A 24,687-nucleotide genomic window follows, 5' to 3' on the forward strand; every position below is an offset into this window, starting at 1 on the left:
GCCCAATCAATTATGACCAATGCAGAGTTTGGGACGTTGTGTAAATGCGTGTGAATTTTTGGAAATATAGAGGCAAGCAATAGAAAGAGGAGGAAAGCGGCTGTAGAACACAACCGCTTGATTTGAAAGGTCTATCTCTTTCTATTTCTTTCTGAGCTTACAAACCCAGTTTGTCCGCAACGTAGTCGGCGTCTTTGTCTCTGGTTAATTTAACTTATTGAATTTTCTTGTTTATTTTAGGTACTTATTTTATTTGTGTGATAATCGTGTGAATTTGATACCACTTTTTCCCAATTGCCCTTAGCCTCGTAGCGGCTCTTATTGTTGTCCTGTATCCACTGACCGTAAACGCGGTTGATCATATCGACGCCTTTGTGTCCGAGCTGCTGAGCCAGCCACCATATGTCATTTCCTTCGGTGAGCATCTGGCTGGCAAAGGTGTGTCGAGCTTGATACTGGTTACGGTATCGAATTTTAGCTCTTGCTATCGTTGGCTTCCAAACATACCGCCCGAGATTGCGATGATCCAGAAAGCAGGTTTTGCTTTTTTTGGTTCGAAAGACCTGCCCGTCCTCACCATTCAAAAAGAGTGTTTTCTTTCGCTGTTCTATTAGAGCGTCATAAACGGGTGGGAGCATATCAATCAACCGGACGGAGCTTTCGGTCTTTGGTGTCTGTCGGTCACCCAGTACGTGCCCCTTATTAACATCAATAAAGCGATCCTCCAGATTGATATCTTTCCAGGTCAAGGCGATCAGTTCACTGGGGCGCATGCCGGTAAATAGCCAGGTGATGAGCATGGGGCGGTACCATTCGTCAGCGGCTGCGATGATCTTGCTGATCTCCTCCTTGTTAAATGGGTCTGGCTTGTAATCAGATTTCTGCCGCTTCTTTGGCAGTATATGCTCTAATCGAAGCGACTCCGTTGGGTTGCGCGATATAATTCCATCTTGGACCGCCATGTTCAGTGCCATATCCAGCAGAATGCGATGATTGCGCAGCGTTTTTGCGGATAGGCCGCTCTCAACGAACCAGTCCCTGACTATGGCTGGCGTAACCAGATCAACACGAAGATGACCGAAAGCCGGCATTAAATGAGTAGTTAAACTGGTATGGTAGGCCTTGATAGATGACGGCTTGACCTGATCTTTTTTGATTCCAAAAGCTCTGGTTAGCTGATCTTTCATCAAGGGTTTTTGGGTGTTAAAGCCAAACTTGGCGGCTCGCTTACTGTCAGGAAACTTCTCAATATAGCTGAACGTGCCTCGCTCTATCTCAGCTAATATTTCATGCCTCAGATTGGCTGCATACTTCAAATTGCCAGCCGTAGCTGGCATCTGAAGCAACTCTCTACACTGAACGCCTTTATAGGTAAAAGCTATCTGAATACTTTCTGATGTCTTGCCCTTGCGAATCTTTATGCCGCGCGGGAGTTTGATTTTCCTTCCAGCCATCGTTTTGCTGCCTTTAAGTTAACCATTGATCGCCCGCCTCTGGGTTTCACAACATGAACTCCTTTCTGCCAAATTCCTTTGGATAGACGAACGGTGATTGCGTTTGTTGTAACACCTTCAAATTCACACCAATCTGCCAAGGGGATATACCCGATTGCTTCCGCTATATCACTTTTCATGCTGCGCCTCCCATTTCAGTTACCGCTTCAGCGTTGCTTGAAGAAGGCTCAGTGGTTTTATGAACTACTTCACATCGTGTCTTATGCATCTTTCCATCCTTTTTATGAGGCGGGTGTCCAGGCCGCCTTTGTTGCTTTTGTGCTACGCAGCTGCTTCTTCAATGAGCTTGATGGGTACAACCTTCCATCCACCAAGCTTTTCAAAAATTTCGGATGCCTGGCCCTCATCCCACTCAATAGGGAAGGGCGAAGAGATCCAGCCGACGTTGATAATATGCTTGTCATTGCAGGCCTTAATCAGGTCAAAGTGCATATCATTTAAGTGCAGAGCTAATTCGTTTTGCTTTAGCGGGATATCAATGTCGACGTGCTCTGACTTCATGTAATGTTGACCGAATTCATCACAGCACATCACGGCGATCAAAGTAGACCACTTAAAGCTTAATTCGGTCATGACATCGATGAGAGTTTGATCGGGAGTGATGGTTAGCCTGGATTTGTGGTTAACCATATGGGAATACCCATTGTTCCCGCCTACAAAGGCTGCAGCTACATGATTATGCCTCAGCACTGCAGCAGCAGTTCTTCTGAGCCGCTTCTGCTTGTTGTACTTGCTTCTACGCATGGCGCTTCTTCCTGTTCAAATAGCGTGAAACCGCTCTCCAATCCCAATAATTCGGGTTCATGCGCCCTCCTCAACTTCTACATAGTCAGAAACCTTGACAGTGATCGGGTCGCCAGTGCGTTCACAGCCCCAAACCGGATATTCAGCAGCAACCTGTTTGGCAAACTCATTGAATAGCGCTTTCGCTTTTTCTGACAGGTCATAATCAGCATCACCGTCAGGGGCGCCATAGTTTTCATTGAGGCATTCGATAAGGTGTTCAACTGCAAATTCAAAGCAGCTGCTTTCTGTCAGGCAAGCTGGATCCCAGCCCTGAACCTTAACATGCTCAGAAATTGGCGAATCCCAATCAGTTCGGTCATCCACATATTCCTGAACTGCTTCGGCGATACTGGTGGCGGTCAAAATGTCTTTTTCGCCTACCGAGTAAAATTTTGCGGTTTCGATCTGTGCTTGCTGGTTCATGCTGCCTCCTCGATTACTCGATCCACATTGGCTTGAATTACCTCAAACTCGACAACCCAGACCCAAGGGTTGGATGCCCAGTTGTCCTCGCTATAAGTGCTTTCCCATAGCCTTTGAAAGGCTCTGACTGGCTTTTCGTACCAACCAGTAGAATTAGCGGCGGCGCTTTCGGAGCTGTCGCAACCTTCTGCAATTGCATCTTTCTGGCTGATGTCCTGTAGGCGCTCTACTCGAACGGAAGTGATGCGAAGAGTCAGGCGGCTAGCCCAGCGCGGCATGTGAATGGAGGGCTTCCATGCACTCTCCCCATCATCATGAGTGGCGCGGAATATAGGTGCACCATTAGTCGGACAGGAGCACGGAAAATCCATGTGGTCGCATTCATCAGCAGAATCGAATTGGCGCCATGTTTCCCGCACGTAAAGCAGGTCGCCGGCGCGCGCAGGTGGGCGGGCATAAACAGCATCACTAAGCGAGGTTCTACCAATCCCATCGGAAGACCAGCGTGCGCAGCCTATCTCTTTGCGGCTTGTGCTTTCCATTACCCAGCCTGACCACTCCTGATGAGGCAATGGCTGCGGTTTGATAATTCGCCGAGTTTGCGTTTTCTGTCCATTCAGAAGGGCGCGGACCATATCGGCTGAAAATAAAATTGGTTTTGCATTCATGCTGCCTTCTCCTGTTCGGCGGTTGAGTTGCAGATTGACCAAATTTTTAATGGTCGATTATTGCGTTTGGCTGTACCTACCACCTTCGCTTTTCCTTGCTTATTGAGTAGGTAGAGAATGGTGCAGACCTGAACCTGCTTTATACCTGTACGCTCTGCGATGTCGCGAGAGGTTCCCGGGATCATGATTGATTCCAGCACAAGATCTTTCTGTGATTTACTGCCGTCTGACAGCTCAAGGCCTATGGTTTTAGCCTCAAGGACCACCAAGGCCCAGATCGCGCCTTTCAGCTCGTTAGGCGCATTAAAATAATCCCGGATATTGAGCAATGAGAGTTGGCGGCGAGTGATTGCAACCAGATTCTCCGGATCAAAGTTACGACGGTCCCCATCTTTGAAAACGACTGTTTTCCCTTTGGGGATCTCGCCATGGTGTTGTTCGTATACCCATCGATGCTTTGCCAGGTATCGGGTAGCACGCCCTGTATAAGGGTCATTCTGTGGAATTTTGATTTCTACATAGCCGTCTCTGTTTATTCGTTCTGTGTACAGAGGCTTCTTGTTGACTGGCTCGGAACCGGGTTTAAAGCTACCACTGTTTGGTTTGCAGATTCCTTTGCCGGCAGTTCCCGCGTTCCAGCCTGGCTTGGTACCCCAATGCCCTGTGCGACCACTTTTGATTTTATTGTTTTTCAGAAACCCAATAATCTGGCTCAGCTTCAAATTGGTACCGAAATTTTCATTAAACGCACTGCATATCTCTTTGCGAGACAGATGCAAGTAATGATCGCGCAACCACTGAGCTTGCTCAGAGGTCATTAGCTTGTATCTCTGTTTAAGTAAATCACCAGGACTTCGTCCACAACGAAAGCCATATCGTTTTAATATCCCTCGAATCTGGCCCTCAGTTTTATCGGTATCAAACGTCTCATTGAACATCATCGTAAGCTCTGGAATACCATGTTCTTTGTATCCAGCTTCAAGATATTCGAGCTCTTCTTTTGTGTAGGCTCGCTTTTTCATTGTGATGTACCCGACGTGAGCAACGCTGGAATATCATTAGCCTGCAATCCCTGATATTCAGCTTTCAGTTTGATGGCATCCAGCTGGAGAGAGGCGTTGCTAATGATCTCTTTGGCTACACCTGTGACGGCCCGCGAGCGATCAATCTCTGCTGACAGCGCTTCGCCTTCGAGGGATTCATCGTTCAGGCGCTCAAGCTGTGCGAAGAGGTGGTTATTGAGATCGGTCATTTTGTTTTTCATTGTTTCGTCCTTTTTGTGGGCGCGCGTGCCGAGAAATGCACCCGGAGGTGCAGATCCCGTCTATGCAGGTTGGGCAGGGCATTAGGCTGCCCTGTCTTCCATTTCAGGAAGATCTGGCTGATCAGCGTCAGCGCCAGGTTTCATCTCTTCGCTGGATTCGTACTGCTCCAGATCCGGAAGTATGATCATCACCATCTGGCCCTGCTGGTCAGCTAATTCGTGTGCACCGGATGGTGCGCCATCTTCATGCGGGTTTTTATCCAGCTTCAACTTGGCTTCGATACCGCCTTTAAAAACCACTTGGTCCACTTTGGCGAAAACATAAGGGCGGCCATCAGCTGCGATAAGCTTCACGCACTTTTCAACGGTGCTTTTAACCTGGCGATCAATGGATTCCAGAAAGTCACTCTGGGTCTCTTCCGACATTTTCTGCCAGACATCCGGCATTGCCTTGCAGGTGTTCACGATAATGCCCATGATGTCGGCCTGCATGGTGTGGCAAGAGGTCACAAGAATGTCATCCTCTGGCATCTCTACCATGGCTTCTTGAAGCGCTTCGCTCAGAGCTTCTGTTACTTCTTCTTTGCTAATTAGATCTGTCATCGATTTGTCCTATCTGTCCGATTGGGTGGGGATTAAGCTGCTTGATCTAACATTTCCATTGCCACTTCATAGCCCTGCCAGTTGTTCACGCCGGCAGCACGAAGGGCGGCGAGTACTGCGCTGTCTGCTTGCAGCTGCTGATACTCTGATTTAGGGATGGTGACGCTTTTCTGCGTCTTCTGAGCCGGAGGCGTAAACCGTGGCGCTTCCTGAGTTGCTTCTTGGCGAGCCTCTACTGAACGCTGTTGAGTTTCACCCCGGGCGGCAGCATCGGCTTTAGCCTGGGCCTTGGCTTTTTCTTCCTGACGGATGCGCTCGCGTTCTTGCTCTTGGCGCTGGCGTTCCTGCTCTTTATGGTCAGAAATGCGGGATTTTATCTCTGCTTTGAGGTGGCCGGCGTCGAGCAGTACCAACTGCTCACGATCGCTGAAGAGGAATTCATAACCGGTGCTATCTTTGGTCAGCAGGTTGATGTTGTCGGTCATGCTTTCAGCAAAACGATTGGCTTCAATCTTTGCCCGGGCCAGTTCGTCATCTGCAGCAGACTGCAGGCTGGTGACCGTGCGTTTACCTTTGATGGCTCCCGCGAAGTCAGCCGCAACCGTCGGGAGGTGATAGCCACCCATGTGTTGCTCAATGAAGCTGATATGCTCCGCCAACTCCTGCTTAGCTTTCAGGATGATGCTGGTTTTGATCTCTTCCTTACGGGATTTGACCAACTTATTCAGCGACAGGCGCTTGGTACGCATCGCTTCCTTCAGTTCATCGATCGTCCGGAACATCTCATCGATAGAGGCGGTTTTAGCCAGAGCCTGTTTCTTCGTGGCTTCAAGCTCCTTTTCACCCTTATCAAAGAATTTCACCGCGGCTTCAGCATCAGCAAAATCCTGATCAGTGGTGAGATCGGTATTCACGGATTCAATGCGCGCCAGAATGATCTGCTTTGCGGGTCCAAGGTTTGAGCTGCGCACTTCGCCTACCAGGTCGACGACCAGAGCAGGGAGGTCAGCTTGTTGAGCCGCGACAACCTCAGCCTTTGGTGCTTCGGGCTGATAGCCTGCCAGATCGTCAGCAAACTGGTTCCAGCCTGCCAGCAGCTCTTCGCGCCGCCCATCAACCGGGTAGTACCACATCCACGCCATGTTCTCTTCAGTGCCGTCGGAGCACATAAACAGGCAACGTTCAGCTCCGGATACCAGTAACTGCTGCTCCAACTGCCAGAAGTAATGTGGCTCCAGTTCATCGGCGGTGATGCTTGCAGCCAGACTCTTATTCCAAAGCTTATGTTCCCAGCAGACGTCTTCCATCATAGTGATGCCATCGAAGGAGGCCAGCAGGTTGAGCGCCTGATCATCAGGTGTTGCGGTAGCCGGGAACAGCTCCTCGCCGATAATGCGCTCAGCCAGTGGGCGCGCCTTCGCTTCGGCCTCGTGGCCATTGTCGAAGATACGTTGCTGATGCTCAGATACATCCGGGGTGATACCGGTGGCTTTCTGCTTCAGCAGGTCAGAACGAGTCTGGTATTTCGATGCACCCATCATGGCTGGCGCTTCTGAAGCGGTGAAGCGGGATGCTCTGGCCTGATGCCACTCTGGCGATCCCTGTACTAAATCGAGAATAATCATGCTGCAACCTCCATGATCTGTTGTTTTTGCTCATCGCTGAGCAGGGCTTTACTGCTCACCATCTGAATGATCTGCTCCGGGGTTTTCTTGCCGGATTCAATGGCATCACGCCATTTGGGGAAGTTCTCGCCAAAGCTCTCTGCCGGGTAGTATTCAAGGGCAGGGCGGGCGGCTGGTTGAGGGTTAATCTCTTTCTCCTCGGCATTACCCTGCTTGATGCGTTCAGCTTCGTCTGGGTCCACGATGCCGGACAGGCCAAAGGCATATCGCGCTGCCTGAATAGTGGCCTTGTGGCGAAGCATGCGAGCAGGCCATTTCTTCCAAGGTTCTGAGCTGCCCATGCATTCCGACAGGTACTCGGTTACCTCTGTAGGGCGATTCCGGTCCTTGCGATGAATACGGCAGGTGATCGCTGAGAGGTTGCCGCTGCCGTCCAGCGTGTCTTCAAACTCCATGCCGTCGAAATGAGGATTGGAGTTAATGATGGTTAGCCAGCCATCAATGGAGACAATCGGCTGAATGGCTCCGCGATTCGAGAAGGCATAGATCTCTTTCGAAAGAGGATTCAAGCCGTATTCGTTGGCGATCGCCAGAAAGGTTACGAACTCCTCATTGGTGACCTGAGCGTTATTGCCTTTGGCCTTCATAAGCGTGTTCATCACAATGCCCTGCATCTGCTCCTCATCAATGCTGAGGCGTGATGCCATGGCTGCAATCGGTGATTGCTGTACTGTTGCTGGTGCGTTCATCTTTCCCGTCCTGTCAGGTTAATGAGTTGAGCGGATCTCCGGTTCGATCAGTGGAGCTGGGCCACGTTCCTGTAAGCCTTGGCTCCGATGTGAATAATCTCTGCAGTGCGTCGCTTACCCCGGCGCACGTAGTAAAAGGCTTTGCCGGTGCCGTGTAGGGCGCTCATGATCTCGCCCTGAGTCTTGGCTTTGATGTAACGGTCGAGTTTCATGATCAGGCTGCCTCTTGGTTACCGGCTGACTGTTCCAGATACTCAATGCGTTCAATCAGCTCCAGCACCTGCTGAGGGGTGGCAATGGCCGCCCACATTTCCTGCTCACTACGGTTCTGCTCTGGCTTGCTGGCCAGATACTCAGCAGCCGCTTTGATTCGCTGTAATGGCATCATCAGAAGCCCTCCGCTGCAGTGATCTCGGCTGCCAGTACGTCTGCCGCAATTTCAGAAGCCAATTCCACCCGGGTAATCTTCATCTGCGCTACGTATTCTTTGCTGATCTGCATGCGCTGAATGTCCGTTCCTGCCATCTGGTACCGTGTGGCAAAGCGATCGATATGACCGGCTTCCTGCATCAGGGCCAGCACATCGTTGTCGTCGTACCATTTGCTTCCGTCCCAGACGCGGCCACTCGCTTCCAGTGTTTCAGCGATCTGCTCGGCTTTACGCTCCAGCTCAATTTCCTCTGCCATCTCGCGGCCTTGGTCATCAGCATGAAGGCCAATCAGCCGGTCAACGTAATTGTGAAGTGATGCACTCATTGCCGTGTCCTCAGATTTGTCCGTTTGCGATTTGATAAAGCATTAGCGCCAACAGTGCTGCCGGTGTCAGTAGTGCAATGAAGGCGCATATCTTTTCAGTCATGTCTAAATAGAGGTTTAGTTAATTTAAACAAAGTTTAGAAAGGTTAAATTTATCAGTCAAGAATAAGTTTAAAAAAAATAAACTTTTGAGAGGGCTGATATTTAGGCGTGTGCAGTCAGATCGCAACGGGGGTTGTAATTCGCTCTCATTGGAGCGCAGAAAATGAGGTTAAGCAGAAGGAGAGGGTGGGGGGCGAATTGCAGGCACAAAAAACCCGGCAGAAGCCGGGTTACTGAGTCACGGTGATCGATCAATCTTGTTGTGAGTACCTATGGTACGAAAGACTGCTACATCACCTTGTATTTCAAAGGAAGCTTTGTAATTACCATCCAAGTGTATTGTATATATGTCGGGCCTTCGGTAACCCTGAAGCTTTTCGAACCTGAGCCCTGGAGGACGAGGGTCCTTCAGGAGGTCTTTAAGCTTTGCAGCGAATATAGATTGATAATGCGGGGTCAGCTTTTTGAAGTCTTTTTCAAACTTCTTGGTTTTATCAAATCGTTTGATTGCTACCCCGCCGCTTCCTACGACAGTCATACTAGTGAGTTTATGAAATCATCCGCTGTTTCATACGGTCCACCTTCAGACAAGCCTGCAGCGTCCGCGTTATGCTCATTAATCCACACTAGTGTATCGTTGTGTAGGTGGTTTAGTGCAATAAGTTCTTTATTTAGACGGGAGGAGAAGAATCCGTTGCGCTTATTAGCGCGCTCTGGGCTGCACAACTCGTAAGTGGTGACAGCGATCTTCTCCAAAGCTTCCGTTAGCTCGCCGGAAGGATCGATTATCTCGTCCTCAGGTACTTCCTTGACTGCTTTCAGTGTCTTTTCAGCAATACGCTTGGCTAATTTGCACATCACTAATGCAATTGAGCCATAGAAAGCGACACATGCAGATACCCGAGCAAGCTCAATATAACTGATTGCACCGCTGGAGGCGCTACTTGAAGCCTCCAATTGTCTTACAGTCATAGTTGCCATGTTAGTCCCTTCTTAACTAGGGTGTTGCAATAAAAAAGATACCTTTAGCGGTATCTTGGGTGCAGTTTAGTAAATTAAAGGTCCGCTTGTATAGGCTACGGCAAGGATTTTTAGTCGTATTGTGTATTTATCCAGTAGTTTAAACTACACGTAACTTACAGACAGAGCTGTCCTTATATAGCCTATTCACTCCCTTAGACTATCTATCGGCAGCAAGTTCACCAGGATAAGCCTAGCAATGAAATCGTCTGCAATTTCGATACTTAATTACTAATCATCTGCCATTGTCCGTTGACGCATGGACCAACGGAATAGCCAATAGGGGGTAAGGGCTTTAGCCCGCAATTTGTTGTGTCCATCCAGCCATTACTTACCATCTGCCATTGGCCATTTACACAGCCTCCGATGGAATAACCCGCAGGCGGAACCGGTTTAACGCCGCAATTATGAAGCTCGATACCGCGATCACTCACCATTTGCCATTGCCCGTTTATGCAACTGCCAACGTTATAGCCAGGTGCCGGAATAGGTTTTACTCCGCAGTTGAATGCGCTTAGGTCGCCACCTTTTCTCTGAGGGCTTTCATAATCGTAAATTTTCGGTGAAGAGTATGCAGGTGGGCGGTAATAAGGTGAGTTACCGGTGTATCCCTGGACAAACGCGCTGAACATTCCTGCAACAATTTCAGCATCTCTTTTGGCTTGTTCAGCAGAAGCGCGTTGTTTGGCGTTATATAAGTCTGGCGCTGGAACCTCGTAGCCAAAGTGTTTAAGGTTTTTAACGGCAAGAGGATGCCCGTTTCTTGCTGCTAGATTGAGCCATGATCGGCCAGCCTCTTTGTTCCCCGCTTCGATCTGTAAAACGCCAAGGTTATTCATGGCGCTAAGGTGGCCTTGTTTGGCAGCCTTGAGAAACCAGCCGGCGGCTTCGTTTTTATTGATTGGAGTATTACTGAGGCCTTCGAGCCATGCGAGCCCAAGCCCGTATTGGCTATCCGGATGATTCTTGCTTTTATTCCAGTATGTAATTGCCTCAGCATGCTTGCCTGCGTTATACATATCATTTCCCAGTTTGGGATTAGATGCGTAACAGCCGGCAAGGGCTACCGAAAGAAAAATTAAAGCTGCACTCCTTAGCATGATTGAATTCCTTGTGGTCTCAATTCCATGAAGCGATTAGATCTGTTCTTTGCCTGCTTTAATTCTTAATGCCTGAACAACCATGAGCCACTTGTCATAGAATTTTGCCGCTTCAGGGGGCTCATCTGCGCCATACTCTTCATAGATCCACCAAGGTGCTTCGTTATTAAGAACGAGTTCTACAAAACGTTCGTACCTGGTTTTTGGGGTGTTCTTTTCGCTTGCCTTCCAGTCTCCCGAAAGGGATATTGTCCAATCCGTATTGCTTAAACGGTCGATATCATCGCTATCTATTTCAATCGTGTCCTTTATTTGGGAAAACGATCCCTTCAGAACTTTTCCGCTTTTGCTGCTACCTGCGATTTTAAAGCCATCACGATCAGTTAAATCTAACGAAATGGTAGCTACGTAATTTGTTTTTGGAGAAGTATTCATAACTTCGTACTGCCAGCCAACTAAGGCCTTACCATCTTTTACCTTTAGTACCTTGTAGCCCGATCTCATCAGCACCATGGGGTAGCGCTCATCAGATACCGCGACATCATTGTAGGCCAGCCACTTCCACTTCTTCGTTAACTCCAAGCTGACCCGATCATGCTGTTGCTGCTTTAGGTCTAGGTCTGATCGTATAATGTGATTGAACTGAGGGTCTGTAGCAGTAAGGTAACCAAGCCCCCCAATCACTGCTGCAAGGGTAAGAAAAAGCAACGCCAGGGAAAGGCGCATGATTGATTCGGTCTTCACGGTGTAGCCTCCTTGCTAAATATCTCCCATCAGGACTTTAACCGCTCGTCCAATGATGCGGAGGTTGTTGAGTTCATAAGGCGGAATAATTTCGTCTTGGTATGCCGGATCCATCTTGTTATCCGAACTAATTACCCAGCTTCCATCCGTTCTTTTAAGCAATCGCTTTACTCTTAGGTCTTCATCAGTAGCGATCGCATAGACCTTTCCGCTTACCGGGCGCTTATCTGATGTGTCGACCAGGATGAGTGAGCCATCAGATAACGTGCTTGCCATCGAGTCACCTACAACTTTCACGATAGCCAAGTCACCAGCAAAAAGGTTGTTTTGAAATAGCCAGTCAACCGAAATCGGCAGGTGCTCTTTTACTCGTTCGCAATCGATATGCATGCCACTCCCTGCTGCCAATTCAACATCAAGTACTGGGATGCTTACAAAGCGATCTGCATATCCATCATCATCACCTACACCGAACTGCAGCCACTCAGGGGTACAGCGAAGTACCTCTGCAAGCAGATCTAGGTTTTTTCCTCGGGGCTTGGTGTGACCATTGAGCCATTGGCTTATCGCGCCTTTCGATAATTGCGTTCGGTTCACAATATCAACGGACTTCAAGCCAAGCTCTGCCATGCGTTGCTGTATACGTTCGTACATTTCCATATTTAAGGATTCTAAACTTTAGTTGTTTAAAGTTCCTTGACCTGATTGTTTAAAGTTTCTAAACTCTGTTTATGATTTAGGAGATCACCATGACTTTCGAAGAAGCAATAGGTTTTTACAAAACCAACCGAGCTATCGGGAAAGCGCTGGAGCTATCTGATGCGCGGATTTCGCAAATTAAAAGCGATGGGGGATTTGCTTATCCGGAACAGTGCGTTCTTGAGAAAGATAGCAAAGGGGAGCTGATTGCTCGTAAGCAGGATGCTCCAACAACCCCGTCTAAAGCTGCTTAGCAAAGGACTCAAAACCATGACTAAACCCTACGACACCGCAGAAAAGAAGCTTGCCCATAAAACCGTCCATTTGACTTTGGATGAAGAGCGTCAGCTGTGTGCGATCGCTCAAGAACAGGGCTACCCATCGGCCTCTGCTTATCTTCGCTACCTGGTATGCAGTGATATTGAAGAGAAGCGTCGGCACTTCTTGAAGTTATCTGAGGTTTTTTCGGTAGACGAGCGTGCGGTCCGTGCGGATAGCTCAGATGACATGGGGATGACCAGTTTTATGCGAGTGCTAAAGCATCAGATTGGGGATCGAATTCACTAGTAGGGGATGCGTGGCCGTTCGCCATGCTGACCTGTTAGCGGGAAGCACCTATTCCCCGTTCTTTTAACTCCAAGGAGCGTCAAAGCGCAGGTTAGTGAATAAACGGCAAGCTCACAGGTTTGAATTCCTGCATTGATGGTTGCCTCCCACCTAATGAGCGAAACGGGAGGGCATATACGTGAGAGCGTTGAGTTTGGTTCCGATTGCCCAAACAGACAATCACCCTTCAACGGCAGCAGCACTTTCCCGGCCACGCGCCGGGCTTTTTAAAGCCTATTCCCGAGTGGGCTTCAAAAAGTAAGTGGACGAACTGAGGACGAGATCATGAAGAAAAGCATGGTGACATTAGGTATTTCTGGTGCGCTTGCGGCACTGATGGGGCATCAGGCAGTGCCTGCTGAAGTAACAAATAGCAATCCACGCCCGCTGCATCTTACTCGCCGGCAACGGAGACAGGCAGCGAGCAATCGAAAGAACCCGCACTGCAAAAGAAATACCGGCCGCACCAAGGGCTGCAGGAACGTCACCGCCGTATTGTCCAGTTCAAGCTGGATCAGTTTAAAGCGGCAGCATAAAGAACCAGTGACTGAGCACACAGTAAAGCCGATTCACTGCCGTAAGCAGTGCGTAACGCAAAAGCAGAGAGTGATCAGGTTGCCAGTGTGCGTAATTCGCCTGATTAACAAGGGACAAACCCTATAGGCTCTCTGCTTCTGGTTGCGATGAATGCGCAGGCTGATGCGTAACGTGTTCACGGTTGGACTGAGAGTAATCAGGCGCACAGATAGCGATAGGCGCACCTATAAAGGCCAGCTACATGCCGGAGATCAGCACCGGCCATCGCAACATCTTTTTCAGCATCTTTTGCACGAGGGCAAAAGACTTCACAGAGAGGATGGTGTGATGATCCATAGCAATGACAAACAGAACCAGCGCAAGCACCGGAAAATGAATCGCCGCAAGAGTGGTGATCAGTCGTTTGGTGGTAAAGGTGAACTTAACCCTCGCAGTGCCTGGGCTAAGAAAAACGGATAGAAAAGTTGGCCCCTCACATCTTGCCGGAAGGAAGGGGCCTTCCCAGATCGGACAAATCTGAGTGCCGAATGGAAGGATAGGCAAACCATTCAGCGGCACCAAAAGAAAACCCGCCTCAAACGGTGTTAGCGCACCATCGGCGGGTCATCAGATGATGGAGTAAGTATGAATCAGGTCAATCACGCTTGCAAGGAAACCGCGCGTGCGCGCCGCTCTGAGCGCCCTTGCAAGCTACAAACTAACGCTGTGAAGCGTGAGGAGGGGGCAATATGAGCTCGTCTACCGCGCAAGTTCTGAAGTTCCCTGAGGGGCAGTCTGTGAACTACGAGGCCAAAGGTGGCTTCATCTCTCTACACCGCTGTCTGGAGGATGAGCCGTGGGCTAAATGTCCGGTAAAGCGTGTCATCTGGGAGCACCTACTGCTCAATGCTACTCATAAACCCTACAAGACAAAGCTGGGGGCTCGCAATGTCATTCTGCAGCCTGGCCAGTTGATCTCAGGACGCACTCAAATATTGAAGAATTGCTTTGATCAGAAGCTGATTCGGGTTACTGAGGATATGGTTCGTGGTGCACTCAATTTCTTCAAAAAAGAAGGAATGATTTCTGTAACTGGCACACGGTTTGGCTCTGTCATCACCATCGTAAAGTGGAGTAAATATCAGACAAAACCGGGTGAAAAATCTCCCCAATACACTCCCCAACAAACTCCCCAGCAGAAACCCAGTAACCACGGGGCTTACAGCGAAGGCCTCCCCAGCAAAACCCCCAACTCATCCCCCACTATACAAGAAGATAAAACCTTATATAGAGATACTAACGTATCTCTTGATTCATCTGACGATGAAACCCCTTCTGTAAAAAAAGTACCTATGAAATCTTCGTTTGTATATCCGAAAGAATTTGAGTGGATTTGGAAGCATAAGCCTGAGCGTGAAGGAGCTAATCCAAAGCGTAGGGCGCTCTCTGCTTGCAACGCCCGAATCAAGCAAGGAAGCACTTGGCGAGAATTGGCTGAAGGCATGATGCGTTATCAGCAGTACTGTCAAGCCAAGGGCATCCTGAACACCGAATACGTCAAGCAGATGGCCTCATTTTTTGGCCCTGATGAGCACTTCAAAAACAGCTGGGAGATCAATCATGCACCCCAAGTCAATTCAGCAGGTCTTACCGGACAACCCCGAAAGCTTTCAACGGTCGATCGCCAGCACGCAGCCGCAGCAGAGTACATCGCGCGACTCGAATGTGAAGCTGGAAGTGCGCCAGACGCTAGCTCAGTTGTGGCTTCGCATGAGTGAGATCTACGGCGCTCAGTTTGCCAACCAGTATGGTGAAGTTGGCGGGGAAGCTTTTCAGACATGGGGCTTGGGTCTGCGGGGTATGACGGCGGAGCAGATCAAGCACGGGTTTACGAAGCTGCTGGAGCGTGAGCGCACTTTTGTGCCGAACTTGAACGAGTTCAGAAAGCTGTGCCAGGTCTCGCCAGAAGAACTGGGTATGCCTGATCTGGAAGCCGCTTATCAGGAAGCTGCAAGCAAATGCCGATCTCCGTCAAAGAAGCCATGGAGTCATCCCGGTGTGTATCACGCTGGCAAGGCTGTTGGCTGGTTCGAGTTGGGATCGAATACCCGTGAAAAAACATTCCCGGCATTCAAGACAGCTTACAACGACATTTGTGATCGGATAACCAAAGGCGAGCAGTTGGAGCTACCCGATCGTCTTGATCGAACCAAGCTTGAACAGCACCAGCATGGTGACCGGGTTGCTACCGAAGAGAACAAGGCTGCAGCCCGGAAGGCGCTGGCTGAAATGAAGGAGGCGATGGGACTGTAATGAGCGAAGTATCAGCGGAAGTTCAGAGCTTTTTCAATGCCTGCCGGTTTTGCGATACGCAGGATATTTCTGTGCGTCAGAAGTTCAGTGTGCTCTCTGAACTACTGGATATCCCGGTGGGGTATGTACCGGTCATGCTCAAGGTTCGTTCAGCGGCTAAGGGTGGGAAACATGCTACGCCGCGGATTGATGCCGTAGGTGTGTTTGTAAAGCTTTTCCCTCGCTCAGCAGGCAGTCGCACTGAATTGGCGAACTACTTAGGCATTGATGTGAATACGGTCCACGCCTACGCAACCAAGTACCGCAAGCTGATAGAGGTTCACGGTGAGGCACCGCTTAAGACCTCGAAGGAGGAATTTGAACGCAAGCAGATGCGCGAATCTTCTCTGTGGCAAAAGCAGGGCCTGAGTCTGGATCTGCTAAGACTGCCGTTCAGTGAGTTTGGTTCTGCGCTTCAGGCGCTGAAGGCGGCAGAGCAGTGATTTGCTTTGCAGGGACATTAACCATTATCGCGCTATCTGTAGCGCTATGGAGGCTGTGATGCCCGCTAACCTCATGCTGGTAAAAGGCCAAGGCAATACGCTCATGCCAATGACCGCAGCTGATTTTGAAACGGTTCAGAAGATCAAGATCGGCCGGCCTGTTGCTGCAAGTATCACTCAGCCGCGTAACCCGGTATTTCATCGCCGGTTCTTCGCGTTACTCAACCTAGCTTTTGATTACTGGGAGCCAGAGGTGCAGGAGTGGAAAGGCATTAAGGCGGAGAAGTCGTTCGAGGTATTCAGGGAACAGGTCACCATATTGGCCGGTTACCGTGAGGTCACTTACAACCTGGACGGCTCAGTCAAGGTAACAGCGAAAAGCATCAGCTTTGGCCGCATGGAAGAGCAAGAGTTCCAGAAGCTCTACAAGGCTGTATTCAACGTGTTATGGCGGATGGTGCTCAGCAAAACCGATATGAATGAGCCGCAGATTGAAACCATCCTTGCTCAGATGCTGGAGTTTGATTCATGAGCCTATTTCAGTGCCCTAAATGCGGCTGTAGAGAGAACACAGCAACCGGTTACTACTGGGAGGCTGAGCTGGATGATAAAGAGCCATTGTGTTCCGCCTGTCACACAGGTGAATGGCATAACAAGTTCCCTCGAGTCTTTTATCCGAAAGGCATACTGAAAACCAATGAGGTCGGAAACCTTCAGCATATCCAGACAGGTGTGGGCGGTCGGCAACTGGAGCAGTACGAATCTGAGGAAGAGCAGGCATGATCAAAAGCAAAGCGCTTAGAGATTCAGCCCGGGGAGAAAACTGCACCATGCGCCTGCCGGGCGTCTGCAACTTCAATCCTGAAACTACGGTACTGGCGCACGTCCCTTGCGGTATGGGCGGTATGGGTATGAAAGGCCCGGACCAGATTTCAGTTTATGCCTGCTCTTCATGCCATGACGCTCTCGACAACCGTCAGCCCGGCCATCACATCAGCGGCTGGCACATGATTCACGCCATAGCTGAAACGCAGGGCAAGATGATTGAGAAAGGTCTGGTGACCGTGAAGGGGGTGAAGCCGTGATCGAGCTTCTGAACGTGGACTGCATGGAGTACATGCGATCGCTTGAGGATAACGCTTTCGATCTTGCGATAGTGGATCCGCCCTATGGTCTTGGCGAGGCAGGCAAGCGCAGCGGTACCAGATCCTCTAAAAGTGGTGCTCAGAAGTTTTGGGGTACAAAGAACACTCGCGGCACAGCGATTAAGAGTACTCCGTTTGCTGATAAAGACTGGGATAATGAGCCGCCTTCTGCTGAGTATTTTGAAGAACTGAAGCGAGTGAGCCGTAACCAAATTATCTGGGGAGCAAATCATTTCGCCGATCGCTTCAATAGCGCCTCATCATCTTGGCTGGTTTGGGACAAAGATAACGGTACCAGCAACTTTGCAGATTGCGAGCTTGCTTACACCAGCTTTCCGACAGCGGTTCGCATGTTCAAGTATCGCTGGTCGGGCATGCTTCAGGGGGACATGAGGAACAAAGAGAAGCGGATCCATCCGACCCAGAAACCTGTGAAGCTGTATCAGTGGCTTCTGTCCAAGTACGCCAAGCCGGGTGACCGAATTCTGGATACGCATTTGGGGAGCGGTTCCAGCGCGATCGCAGCTCACATTGAGGGTTTGGATTTCGTTGGCACTGAATTGGATAGTGATTACTTCAAGGTAACGAAGGAGCGAGTGGAGAAAGAGACAATGCAAGCAGAGCTAATGCTGGCTTACGGCAACTCTACGGCATGAACCAACTCGGTAACAAAACAGGCAATTGCAGCAAAGACCATCTGCTCGATTGCCTGGCAGTGCACTTACAACGCCAGTGGTCGAAGAATTGCCGTTCTATCGATCTGCTGGCCAAACATATGTTGACCAACTGGACATTGGATCAGCGAAGGGAATACCTCGCAGGGCTGCCGGACACAGCTCGCGGGGATTTACAGAAGCGATTGCTGGATGCGCACAAAGCACTGAAGGCGGCATAACTGAAAGGATAGGGCAAATAATGAGTAAGCGATTTGGCAGAAATCAGAAACGAAAGATGAGGCAGGAGTTTCAGCACCTCCAAACCAGATTCGATGAGCAGGGGAAGAAGGCAAAGAATCTGGAAAATAATTTAATCAGCAGCGAGCTTCAGCTTCGTCGATTTGCGGAGGTTGTAGATGAGCGATTTATTGGCTTAGAGCCGCAAGTCATAAATATTCGTCATGCCTCCCAAAGGGTGCGTGTTGAGCGTATTGAAAGCCTTGGCATGCCGGTTATTGGTGATGGCTCGCCACTCAGAATGATGCCGTATTACGTAGATGAGCTCGGGATTATGGAAACCCGGGTAAAGATGGGAATGGATCAAATGATTCATCTTCGGGTTTGTCACCCTGACACCGGTGAATATGGATACGCCATCTCTCGCTTCACAATGGAGCAGGCGCCTAAAGAGTACATGGTAGAGCGAATTGCTATTGAGTTGGCTGAACAAATTATGAGAGGCCTTACATCGGTGGGTGTGGAGGATGCCGCTCAATGAAAATGACCGAGAAGGAATATCAGGATCTGATGGTCAACCGTACCCGCTGGAATGCAAAGCTGGGGCATAAGGGTAAGCCAAAGCCTGCACCAATGAGAAAGCCAAGCGGGAAGCCAGAGGTTCAGTTGGATCTGAACATGGGAGCTGCTGATTTTGGTATTGAAGACGATAAACCGCAGTTCTTATGCGGCGTTCTTCCTTCAGCTCAACTGGCGGCTGAGGAGCAAGAGCATCAAATTCCCCGAACAGAAAGCTTTTTTGTTCCATACATGGCGCCCAGCCTTAATGCGATCTATGCCGGGATTCATTGGGCTAAACGGAAAAAGCATGCAGACGCCGGCCACCAGGCTTGTGAGCCATTACGTATTACTCCGTTTTATAAGCCTGTGCACATCATCTTTCTGCCAATTGTTGGTAAACGAGCGATTGCCAGAGACTGTAGCAACTACGCCTACGCAGCCAAGGTGGTTGAGGACGGTTTGGTGCAAGCAGGGATTTTGCAGGATGACACGAATGAATTCGTGAAATCGATCACCATTGAAGAGCCTGTGAAAGATCGGTCGGTTGAGTCCGGCATGTGGGTTCACATTCAGGAAGTGGGAGAGTGGAGCGGACAGCGCTGGATGGAAGGCGGGAAGTATCCTTGGCAACAGGAGATAGCGTGATGAATGAACAAATGAAAGATCGGATTGAAGACCTGGTGGGGGTATACGTCGGCTTTCTTTACAGCACAGATCGCGAAGCCGGCTGGCATCAGCCTTCTCAAACTGAGTGGTGCAAGGACAAAAACAACAAGAAAGTCCCGTCCTTCAGGAAGAAGCAGCTCACAGCAGGCTTTGCTGCAGATGACTCCGGCGGCTCTACGCGGTTGCCTGAGGACAAGATGCTTATGGAGACGAGCTTCCTGCGAAAACAGAGCAGTAGACTCCCGCTGGCCAAATGGCTTCTGGGTGAGGTCGCTCTTAAGCATGAGAAGTACTATGCCGCACTCATAGCTGAACGCTGGTACCAGACCGTTTACAAAGCAACGCAGACCGATCGTGATTGTGCTGCCCGAATGGGTATCAATTTGCGTCAGTATCGGCACAATAAGAAGCTTGCGATGCTCAAGGCGCAGGAGCTACTTGAGTCAGAAGACAGGAAAAAGGAATACCAGAGAGAGGTGGCATGAAGGGAGATCAGGAGGTTGTGCTATGGGTTGCTGTGTCGTTATTCACTTTTGTTATGGGTGGTGCAGTCATGTCTGAGATAGATTGGACGCTTATTAAGGATTTGATCACGACCGTGTGCGCCATTGGAGCGCTCTTGATTGCTGTCAGCGGTCTGTCGACATGGAAGTCTCAGCTCAAAGGTACCAGTGAGTATGAGCTGGCAAAGAAAATAATGCTTCTTACTTACGAATTACAACAGGAGTTCGGGAGTGTTCGGAATCCGATGTTGAGGTATTCCTGGGACAAAAGCCAAGGACTCGATGCTCAAATTAATGCCGAGATGGAAATTTACCAAAATAGATTGAATTCCATGCACGGTAAATGGGCAGAGCTTCAATCAGCGCGACTTGAGGCTAAGGTGATTTGGGGGGAAGAGTCTTATGCATCATTCAAGGGCCTTGAAACTGTTGTAAGAGAGCTCCATGTGGCTGTGACAAAGCATTTTCGCCTCATGCGTAAGACAGGGGAGCGCTGGGTTGACCAGAGAATAGAGAACGAGAAGATTCTTTATACCCATTATGATGATAACGAGACATTTGCTAAAACCATTTATAAAGCTGTTTCTGATATTGAAAGTTACTTTCAAACTAGGATGCGTTAACAGTTTGACGTGACGCGAATTTGTGTTATTTTTTAACCCAAGTTAGATACATTGGCCTCAGTGCCTCAGGAAAAAACCTCGCTCTCAGCAGCGGGGTTTTTTTATGCCTGAAATTTGGGGCTATCGGCGAGCATGCCGCTGTTAACTGTTTCTGTCCTGTCTCAGTTGACCTCTGTCTGCGGCGGTATGCTCACCTATAGCTCTCGATTTCCTCTCTTTGACAAGCCAGCTGTGAAGCTCGTTGCGTCGAACCTCTGCCGGTCAAGCCAGCTGTGAAGCTCGTAAACATCGGCCCCTATGGATGATCATCATGCTTGATAAACAAGACGTGACCGTATCGGTGCTGAAGCATGCATGCGAACGGAAGGGTTACCAGTTCTTCGAGCGTGGTGACTATAACCTCAACTTGATCGGTATCCGCAGCAGCGATCTGGAAGCAAATAGCTTCAATGACCTGCTGTGCGTTGCATTTAGGCAGAAAGGGCACTGGGTGCTCTTCACTTTTGACTGCACGACTGACCCGGGCGTGTATTGGCGCAAGCATCCAATGAACCCGCTCGGTACAGCGGTACTGGTCCCTGGTCAGTATTCCGGAGCTTATGTGTTGGGTATGCACAAGGGCCGGTTTAAGGCGCTGACACAGTCCAAGGCGCTGCCGGTTTACCGGGATGCTGATTTGGATGCTGAGGTTGATTTAAGCGGCACCATTGATAACGGCTGGCATGGCATCAACATCCATTCTCGAATGGAAGGTTTGAAGTCTGATGACATTGGCAAGTGGTCAGCAGGATGCCAAGTGCTGAAGAATTACGATGAGCATATGCTGCTGATGCAGCTGTGTGAGATTGCTCAACCAAACTGGGGCAATCGCTTCACTTACACGCTTTTGGAAGAGGGTGATTTGTGGTGAAGCAACAAGTTGAATCGGATAACTACCAAGGCCCCGACCGCAGGGCTCAGCAGGGATGGCATGTGGATAAGACAGTATCAATCAGTCACATTCTGACCACGCTGACCATCGTTGTGGCCGGCATCCTCTACTTGGCAGATCAGGATAAGCGGATCTCTCAGAACACTACGGCGATTCAGCACAATACGACCAGTATTGAGCGGCAAGAAAACCGCAATAGTCGCAGCCTGGATTCAATCAACCAAAAGCTGGATAGGCTTACAGAGCTTTTGATCCAGAGGAAGTGATGTATGGACTGGCTTAAGAAAATAGCGGCGTATGCCCCGGATATCGCAGCAGCGATCGCAACGGGTGGCGGTAGTGTTATCGCATCCACTGCGTTGAGAATCGCAGCGAAAGAACTGACCGGTGATGAAGGGGCTGATGTACATCGCCTGGCAATTGCGGCCAATGATGCGACTACCGAGCAACTGACCGCGCTGGCCCGGGCTAATAATGAGTTTCTGATCGCCCTTGAGGAGCTGGATGTTGAGCGACTGAAGGCAGTGAATCGCACCATGCAGGTTGAATCTCAGTCAGAGCACTGGTGGCAATCAGCTTGGCGCCCGTTTTGGGGATTTATTTCTGCGCTCGCTTTTCTGGGGCTAGTAATTGCTGTCGGCTTTCTGGCTTTCGAAGCGATCGAAAAAGGGAATCAGAACGCCATGGTCATGATTCCTCAGCTTATCTCATCGGCAACCATGCTGTTTGGTATTCCCGCTGCCATTCTTGGCGTTGCCTCTTGGCATCGCGGTAAGGAAAAGCGCATCAAAGCTGGCGAACATCAACTGAATTCAAGTTCTGTAGAGCAACATAAATAAAGCGCTGATAAGCGTCCTGGAGTACATCATGTCAGTTAATTACACTGCCGCTGTGAAAACAGCACGAATGACAGCAACCAGAGACCACTTTGCTGATGGTATTTTGGAAATCGGCACTGCTGGTATGGGCACGGTGCTGGCTACCTTTGGTCTGTCTGTAGCCGGTGGCAGCATTTCAACTGATACATGGACGCTAGCGTTTGATAACAACACGGTGTCTGCGTCAGCCGCTGGGGTCGCTGCTGAAGCCCGAATCAAGACCAGTGGTGCAGCGAGTGATTTAACTGGTTTAACGGTCGGCACTTCTGGAACCGATGTGGTGCTGGATAATACCAATATAGCAAACGGTCAGGATGTGACGCTGACCTCAGCCGCAATCCAGCACGCATGATGGAGCTTATCGGGCTGGTGCCTGCAGAGAATGGCGGCATGCGCTGTCAAGTTGAGATCTGCAAAGCAGCCTGCTGTCGGTGCTCATCCTTTCGCCCAGATAAGCCGGGCCCTTGTGAGTATCTTACTGAGCGCCACACCTGTGAGCTTCATGAGGTAGGCGGTGATGCCTGCAAGCCAAAAGGGTGCGCCGACTATCCGCAAACTCAGTCAGATATTGACGGCATGAATCAGCAACTGGAGTCGGCCGGAATTCAGGAGCGCTGCTTACTGCAATTCAAATGAGGTAAGCCATGGCTCAGTCATTACAATCGGTCTCGCTTACTTCGCCAGCCTCAGACCCGAATATCGATACGGGCAACTCGTTCACCATGTCGGCTGCAATGACCTGGGGTGGCGGTCACGGTGGTAATGAGACGGTAGAGCTGCATTTCGAGTACTCGAGTACTTCGGGCGGCCCTTATGCAGATATACCGGTCAGCGGTTCGGAATTAACCACTTCAAGCACCAACCCGGTGTCGGTCACCAGTTCACCTGCATCGATCACCGTTAGTGGTTCTGGCGCAGGCACCTACTACGTTCGCGCCCGAGGCATTGGCGGCAGCACTTTTAGTTCAGCAGAGCAGGTAGTCACAGTTAACCAAGGAGCCATAACCGGTTCTTTGAATGCTCAGGAGAGCGGTTCAGATACCGCTTCTGCTTCAGGCTCAGTCTTGTTGAATGGGTCACTAGCAGTGCAGGAAAGTGGTGCTGATACGGCATTAATGCCTGGTACCGTGCTCATTGATGGAAGTCTTGCAGCTCAAGAGAATGGAGCGGACATAGCAAGTTTTAATGGCACGGTATCGGATCCTGCGATCACAGGGGCCCTTTCTGCTCAAGAGTCGGGCACTGATGCTGCAGCGTTCTCTGGATCTGCAACAGTTACCGGAACATTCAGTGTACAAGATGGCCCTGCTGATTCAGCTTCATTGAGCGGATCGGTTGATATTACCGGTGGTCTGTCTGCACAGGAATCAGGTGGAGATAGCGCCAGTATTACCGGCGGTGTATCTAATCCTGGTCTTAATGGAGCGCTGTTAGCCCAAGAAAGCGGGAGTGATACAGCAGGCCTGTCAGGCAGTGTAGAAGCCTCAGGCTCGGTAGCCGTCCAAGAAAGCGGTTCTGATATCGCGATTATTGCTGCCACGGTCACAGTGTCAGGCACACTTTCCGCACAAGGCGAAGGCTCGGACGCGGCTTCCATTAATGGCTCAACCAACCCGGGAGTTTCCGGCGGCTTATCTGTTCAGGAGTCGGGATCTGATATCGCGAACCTTACGGGTAGCGTAACAGTAAACGGAGCATTCTCTGCGCAAGAATCAGGAGGTCTACCACCAGGTAACTGGGTAGATATTGATGATCCCGTGACTATTCAGCAGATAGCAGATGAGGTCGTGAGCCGGTTCAACTTCAATGGCCAGGGTGATGTATTGGCCACGCTGGATGACGAGCAGGTTAATGTAAAAGGTGTCGTTGGTAACAGTGGCGGCGCTGGCTTAACCCTCCAGACTGGCGGCGTTAGTAAGGAGATGGAGAAGCAACTCAAGTCGATCGGTGAGCAACTGGCTCAATTGAGCACTCTGAAGCCCGATGAACGTATTGATGCGATTCAGCAGGCCATCAAAGCACTCTCCTTTGACTTAACACCCGCTATTGATGCTGTCAGTGTGACTGAGCGCCGAGTAGAAGGTCGAATTACAGAGGCTGTTAATGACATCACTCGAAGTCTGAAAGCGCTGCCTCAGCCAGCAGATCAACTCCAGTCCATTGAGCAAGTGCTTGCTGGGGTGACTGAGCGGCTGGAAGATGTGGGTCAGGCGGTTGCCAGCATTGAAATCCCCGAGATGCCGGAAGCTCCATCCATCGATCATCTGGCAACGAGTGACCAAGTAGATGACGTTGGGGAGCTGGTTTACAAGCTGCACAACTTTGACGATTCCGGTCTTAGAAAACAGCTAAAAGCAGTCTTGGCAGCGCAAGGGACTATTAACGAACAGCTTCAAATTATTAAGCGGCTGCAGGTCTCTGGGCAGCTGAATCAGGATTATCAGTAACTACCTGACCAGGGGGTGATCTGATCTCCCGGGGGCTGAGCCGGGTCAACAAGGGCAGCAGGAATACGAG

The 24,687-nt window shown here is 50.0% G+C and carries 38 protein-coding genes; 20 read left to right on the forward strand and 18 right to left on the reverse strand.

The genetic code is table 11. The features are described 5' to 3' along the window. Positions 1–236 precede the first annotated feature (236 nt). The 17 genes from QUD59_RS14900 to QUD59_RS14980 form a co-directional block, all read right to left on the reverse strand. A complete protein-coding gene (locus tag QUD59_RS14900; protein ID WP_286237937.1) occupies positions 237–1,454 on the reverse strand; it encodes a site-specific integrase in 1,218 nt (405 codons plus the stop codon). Beyond that, positions 1,418–1,633, reverse strand: a complete 216-nt coding sequence (locus tag QUD59_RS14905; RefSeq protein ID WP_286237938.1) for a hypothetical protein — start codon at positions 1,631–1,633, stop codon at positions 1,418–1,420. Before QUD59_RS14905 ends, QUD59_RS14900 begins: the two co-directional genes overlap by 37 nt. Before the next feature lie 142 nt (positions 1,634–1,775). Beyond that, a complete protein-coding gene (locus QUD59_RS14910) occupies positions 1,776–2,258 on the reverse strand; it encodes a hypothetical protein (RefSeq protein WP_286237939.1) in 483 nt (160 codons plus the stop codon). Between the two features lie 57 nt (positions 2,259–2,315). After that, complete coding sequence (locus QUD59_RS14915; RefSeq protein ID WP_286237940.1) at positions 2,316–2,723, reverse strand: hypothetical protein; 408 nt, start codon at positions 2,721–2,723, stop codon at positions 2,316–2,318. Continuing rightward, positions 2,720–3,391 (reverse strand): ASCH domain-containing protein, encoded by a 672-nt coding sequence (locus tag QUD59_RS14920; RefSeq protein WP_286237941.1) that lies wholly within the window; start codon positions 3,389–3,391, stop codon positions 2,720–2,722. Before QUD59_RS14920 ends, QUD59_RS14915 begins: the two co-directional genes overlap by 4 nt. Beyond that, positions 3,388–4,413 (reverse strand): HNH endonuclease signature motif containing protein, encoded by a 1,026-nt coding sequence (locus tag QUD59_RS14925; protein ID WP_286237942.1) that lies wholly within the window; start codon positions 4,411–4,413, stop codon positions 3,388–3,390. The genes QUD59_RS14920 and QUD59_RS14925 overlap by 4 nt, the downstream gene beginning before the upstream one ends. Beyond that, positions 4,410–4,655, reverse strand: coding sequence for a hypothetical protein (locus QUD59_RS14930; RefSeq protein ID WP_286237943.1), 246 nt, complete (start codon positions 4,653–4,655; stop codon positions 4,410–4,412). The genes QUD59_RS14925 and QUD59_RS14930 overlap by 4 nt, the downstream gene beginning before the upstream one ends. 81 nt (positions 4,656–4,736) lie before the next feature. Then, complete coding sequence (locus QUD59_RS14935; protein ID WP_286237944.1) at positions 4,737–5,258, reverse strand: hypothetical protein; 522 nt, start codon at positions 5,256–5,258, stop codon at positions 4,737–4,739. Positions 5,259–5,290: 32 nt separating this feature from the next. Then, positions 5,291–6,883: a lambda-exonuclease family protein gene (locus QUD59_RS14940; RefSeq protein WP_286237945.1), complete on the reverse strand. Its 1,593-nt coding sequence runs from the start codon at positions 6,881–6,883 to the stop codon at positions 5,291–5,293. Beyond that, positions 6,880–7,632, reverse strand: coding sequence for a RecT family recombinase (locus QUD59_RS14945; protein WP_286237946.1), 753 nt, complete (start codon positions 7,630–7,632; stop codon positions 6,880–6,882). The genes QUD59_RS14940 and QUD59_RS14945 overlap by 4 nt, the downstream gene beginning before the upstream one ends. A 47-nt stretch (positions 7,633–7,679) precedes the next feature. Continuing rightward, entirely contained in the window at positions 7,680–7,844 is a 165-nt protein-coding gene (locus QUD59_RS14950) for a hypothetical protein (RefSeq protein WP_286237947.1), read from the reverse strand. A 2-nt stretch (positions 7,845–7,846) separates the two neighbouring features. Continuing rightward, positions 7,847–8,020: a ubiquitin family protein gene (locus QUD59_RS14955; protein WP_286237948.1), complete on the reverse strand. Its 174-nt coding sequence runs from the start codon at positions 8,018–8,020 to the stop codon at positions 7,847–7,849. Next, complete coding sequence (locus tag QUD59_RS14960) at positions 8,020–8,388, reverse strand: hypothetical protein (RefSeq protein ID WP_286237949.1); 369 nt, start codon at positions 8,386–8,388, stop codon at positions 8,020–8,022. Before QUD59_RS14960 ends, QUD59_RS14955 begins: the two co-directional genes overlap by 1 nt. A 636-nt stretch (positions 8,389–9,024) precedes the next feature. Then, on the reverse strand, positions 9,025–9,471 hold the full coding sequence (locus tag QUD59_RS14965; protein WP_286237950.1) for a hypothetical protein: 447 nt from the start codon (positions 9,469–9,471) through the stop codon (positions 9,025–9,027). 263 nt (positions 9,472–9,734) lie between these two features. Beyond that, a complete protein-coding gene (locus QUD59_RS14970) occupies positions 9,735–10,610 on the reverse strand; it encodes a tetratricopeptide repeat protein (protein WP_286237951.1) in 876 nt (291 codons plus the stop codon). Between the two features lie 36 nt (positions 10,611–10,646). Then, positions 10,647–11,354, reverse strand: coding sequence for a hypothetical protein (locus tag QUD59_RS14975; protein WP_286237952.1), 708 nt, complete (start codon positions 11,352–11,354; stop codon positions 10,647–10,649). A gap of 15 nt (positions 11,355–11,369) precedes the next feature. Beyond that, positions 11,370–12,014, reverse strand: a complete 645-nt coding sequence (locus tag QUD59_RS14980; protein ID WP_286237953.1) for a S24 family peptidase — start codon at positions 12,012–12,014, stop codon at positions 11,370–11,372. 89 nt (positions 12,015–12,103) lie between these two features. On the opposite strand from QUD59_RS14980, the gene QUD59_RS14985 reads away from it, so the two are divergent. The 3 genes from QUD59_RS14985 (at position 12,104) to QUD59_RS14995 (ending at position 13,322) form a co-directional block, all read left to right on the forward strand. Continuing rightward, positions 12,104–12,307: a hypothetical protein gene (locus tag QUD59_RS14985; RefSeq protein WP_286237954.1), complete on the forward strand. Its 204-nt coding sequence runs from the start codon at positions 12,104–12,106 to the stop codon at positions 12,305–12,307. Positions 12,308–12,323: 16 nt separating this feature from the next. Then, complete coding sequence (locus tag QUD59_RS14990; protein ID WP_286237955.1) at positions 12,324–12,620, forward strand: hypothetical protein; 297 nt, start codon at positions 12,324–12,326, stop codon at positions 12,618–12,620. Positions 12,621–12,944: 324 nt separating this feature from the next. Further along, positions 12,945–13,322 carry a hypothetical protein gene (locus QUD59_RS14995; protein WP_286237956.1) on the forward strand — a complete coding sequence of 126 codons (378 nt, stop codon included), beginning with the start codon at positions 12,945–12,947 and terminating at the stop codon, positions 13,320–13,322. A 111-nt stretch (positions 13,323–13,433) separates the two neighbouring features. Here the strand turns inward: QUD59_RS14995 and QUD59_RS15000 are convergent, their stop codons facing one another. After that, the gene (locus QUD59_RS15000) at positions 13,434–13,754 is read right to left on the reverse strand and encodes a hypothetical protein (protein ID WP_286237957.1); all 321 of its coding nucleotides are present in this window, start codon (positions 13,752–13,754) and stop codon (positions 13,434–13,436) included. 170 nt (positions 13,755–13,924) lie between these two features. On the opposite strand from QUD59_RS15000, the gene QUD59_RS15005 reads away from it, so the two are divergent. From QUD59_RS15005 to QUD59_RS15085, 17 genes are all read left to right on the forward strand, one after another. Next, positions 13,925–14,953, forward strand: coding sequence for a hypothetical protein (locus QUD59_RS15005; protein WP_286237959.1), 1,029 nt, complete (start codon positions 13,925–13,927; stop codon positions 14,951–14,953). Then, entirely contained in the window at positions 14,946–15,488 is a 543-nt protein-coding gene (locus tag QUD59_RS15010) for a replication protein P (protein ID WP_286237961.1), read from the forward strand. Before QUD59_RS15005 ends, QUD59_RS15010 begins: the two co-directional genes overlap by 8 nt. Then, a complete protein-coding gene (locus QUD59_RS15015) occupies positions 15,488–15,970 on the forward strand; it encodes a hypothetical protein (RefSeq protein WP_286237962.1) in 483 nt (160 codons plus the stop codon). The genes QUD59_RS15010 and QUD59_RS15015 overlap by 1 nt, the downstream gene beginning before the upstream one ends. A 46-nt stretch (positions 15,971–16,016) precedes the next feature. Continuing rightward, complete coding sequence (locus tag QUD59_RS15020; protein WP_286237963.1) at positions 16,017–16,502, forward strand: DUF1367 family protein; 486 nt, start codon at positions 16,017–16,019, stop codon at positions 16,500–16,502. Then, a complete protein-coding gene (locus tag QUD59_RS15025; protein WP_286237965.1) occupies positions 16,499–16,753 on the forward strand; it encodes a hypothetical protein in 255 nt (84 codons plus the stop codon). Before QUD59_RS15020 ends, QUD59_RS15025 begins: the two co-directional genes overlap by 4 nt. Further along, positions 16,750–17,055: a nuclease domain-containing protein gene (locus QUD59_RS15030; RefSeq protein WP_286237966.1), complete on the forward strand. Its 306-nt coding sequence runs from the start codon at positions 16,750–16,752 to the stop codon at positions 17,053–17,055. The genes QUD59_RS15025 and QUD59_RS15030 overlap by 4 nt, the downstream gene beginning before the upstream one ends. Then, on the forward strand, positions 17,052–17,771 hold the full coding sequence (locus QUD59_RS15035; protein WP_286237967.1) for a DNA-methyltransferase: 720 nt from the start codon (positions 17,052–17,054) through the stop codon (positions 17,769–17,771). Before QUD59_RS15030 ends, QUD59_RS15035 begins: the two co-directional genes overlap by 4 nt. Beyond that, the gene (locus QUD59_RS15040; RefSeq protein WP_286237968.1) at positions 17,768–18,010 is read left to right on the forward strand and encodes a hypothetical protein; all 243 of its coding nucleotides are present in this window, start codon (positions 17,768–17,770) and stop codon (positions 18,008–18,010) included. The genes QUD59_RS15035 and QUD59_RS15040 overlap by 4 nt, the downstream gene beginning before the upstream one ends. Before the next feature lie 20 nt (positions 18,011–18,030). Further along, positions 18,031–18,549, forward strand: a complete 519-nt coding sequence (locus QUD59_RS15045) for a hypothetical protein (protein ID WP_286237969.1) — start codon at positions 18,031–18,033, stop codon at positions 18,547–18,549. Next, entirely contained in the window at positions 18,546–19,214 is a 669-nt protein-coding gene (locus tag QUD59_RS15050; protein WP_286237970.1) for a hypothetical protein, read from the forward strand. The genes QUD59_RS15045 and QUD59_RS15050 overlap by 4 nt, the downstream gene beginning before the upstream one ends. Then, positions 19,214–19,720: a hypothetical protein gene (locus tag QUD59_RS15055; protein ID WP_286237971.1), complete on the forward strand. Its 507-nt coding sequence runs from the start codon at positions 19,214–19,216 to the stop codon at positions 19,718–19,720. Before QUD59_RS15050 ends, QUD59_RS15055 begins: the two co-directional genes overlap by 1 nt. After that, on the forward strand, positions 19,717–20,361 hold the full coding sequence (locus tag QUD59_RS15060; RefSeq protein ID WP_286237973.1) for a hypothetical protein: 645 nt from the start codon (positions 19,717–19,719) through the stop codon (positions 20,359–20,361). Before QUD59_RS15055 ends, QUD59_RS15060 begins: the two co-directional genes overlap by 4 nt. A 310-nt stretch (positions 20,362–20,671) precedes the next feature. Next, on the forward strand, positions 20,672–21,271 hold the full coding sequence (locus tag QUD59_RS15065; protein ID WP_286237975.1) for a hypothetical protein: 600 nt from the start codon (positions 20,672–20,674) through the stop codon (positions 21,269–21,271). Next, positions 21,268–21,558 (forward strand): hypothetical protein, encoded by a 291-nt coding sequence (locus QUD59_RS15070; protein WP_286237976.1) that lies wholly within the window; start codon positions 21,268–21,270, stop codon positions 21,556–21,558. The genes QUD59_RS15065 and QUD59_RS15070 overlap by 4 nt, the downstream gene beginning before the upstream one ends. A 3-nt stretch (positions 21,559–21,561) precedes the next feature. Next, positions 21,562–22,131, forward strand: coding sequence for a 3TM-type holin (locus QUD59_RS15075; RefSeq protein WP_286237977.1), 570 nt, complete (start codon positions 21,562–21,564; stop codon positions 22,129–22,131). A gap of 28 nt (positions 22,132–22,159) precedes the next feature. After that, the gene (locus QUD59_RS15080) at positions 22,160–22,522 is read left to right on the forward strand and encodes a hypothetical protein (RefSeq protein ID WP_286237978.1); all 363 of its coding nucleotides are present in this window, start codon (positions 22,160–22,162) and stop codon (positions 22,520–22,522) included. Positions 22,523–22,814: 292 nt separating this feature from the next. Next, complete coding sequence (locus tag QUD59_RS15085; RefSeq protein WP_286237979.1) at positions 22,815–24,617, forward strand: autotransporter outer membrane beta-barrel domain-containing protein; 1,803 nt, start codon at positions 22,815–22,817, stop codon at positions 24,615–24,617. Positions 24,618–24,687 lie beyond the last annotated feature (70 nt).

The sequence above is a fragment of the Neptuniibacter halophilus genome, assembly GCF_030295765.1.
Classification (GTDB): Bacteria; Pseudomonadota; Gammaproteobacteria; order Pseudomonadales; family Balneatricaceae; genus Neptuniibacter; species Neptuniibacter halophilus.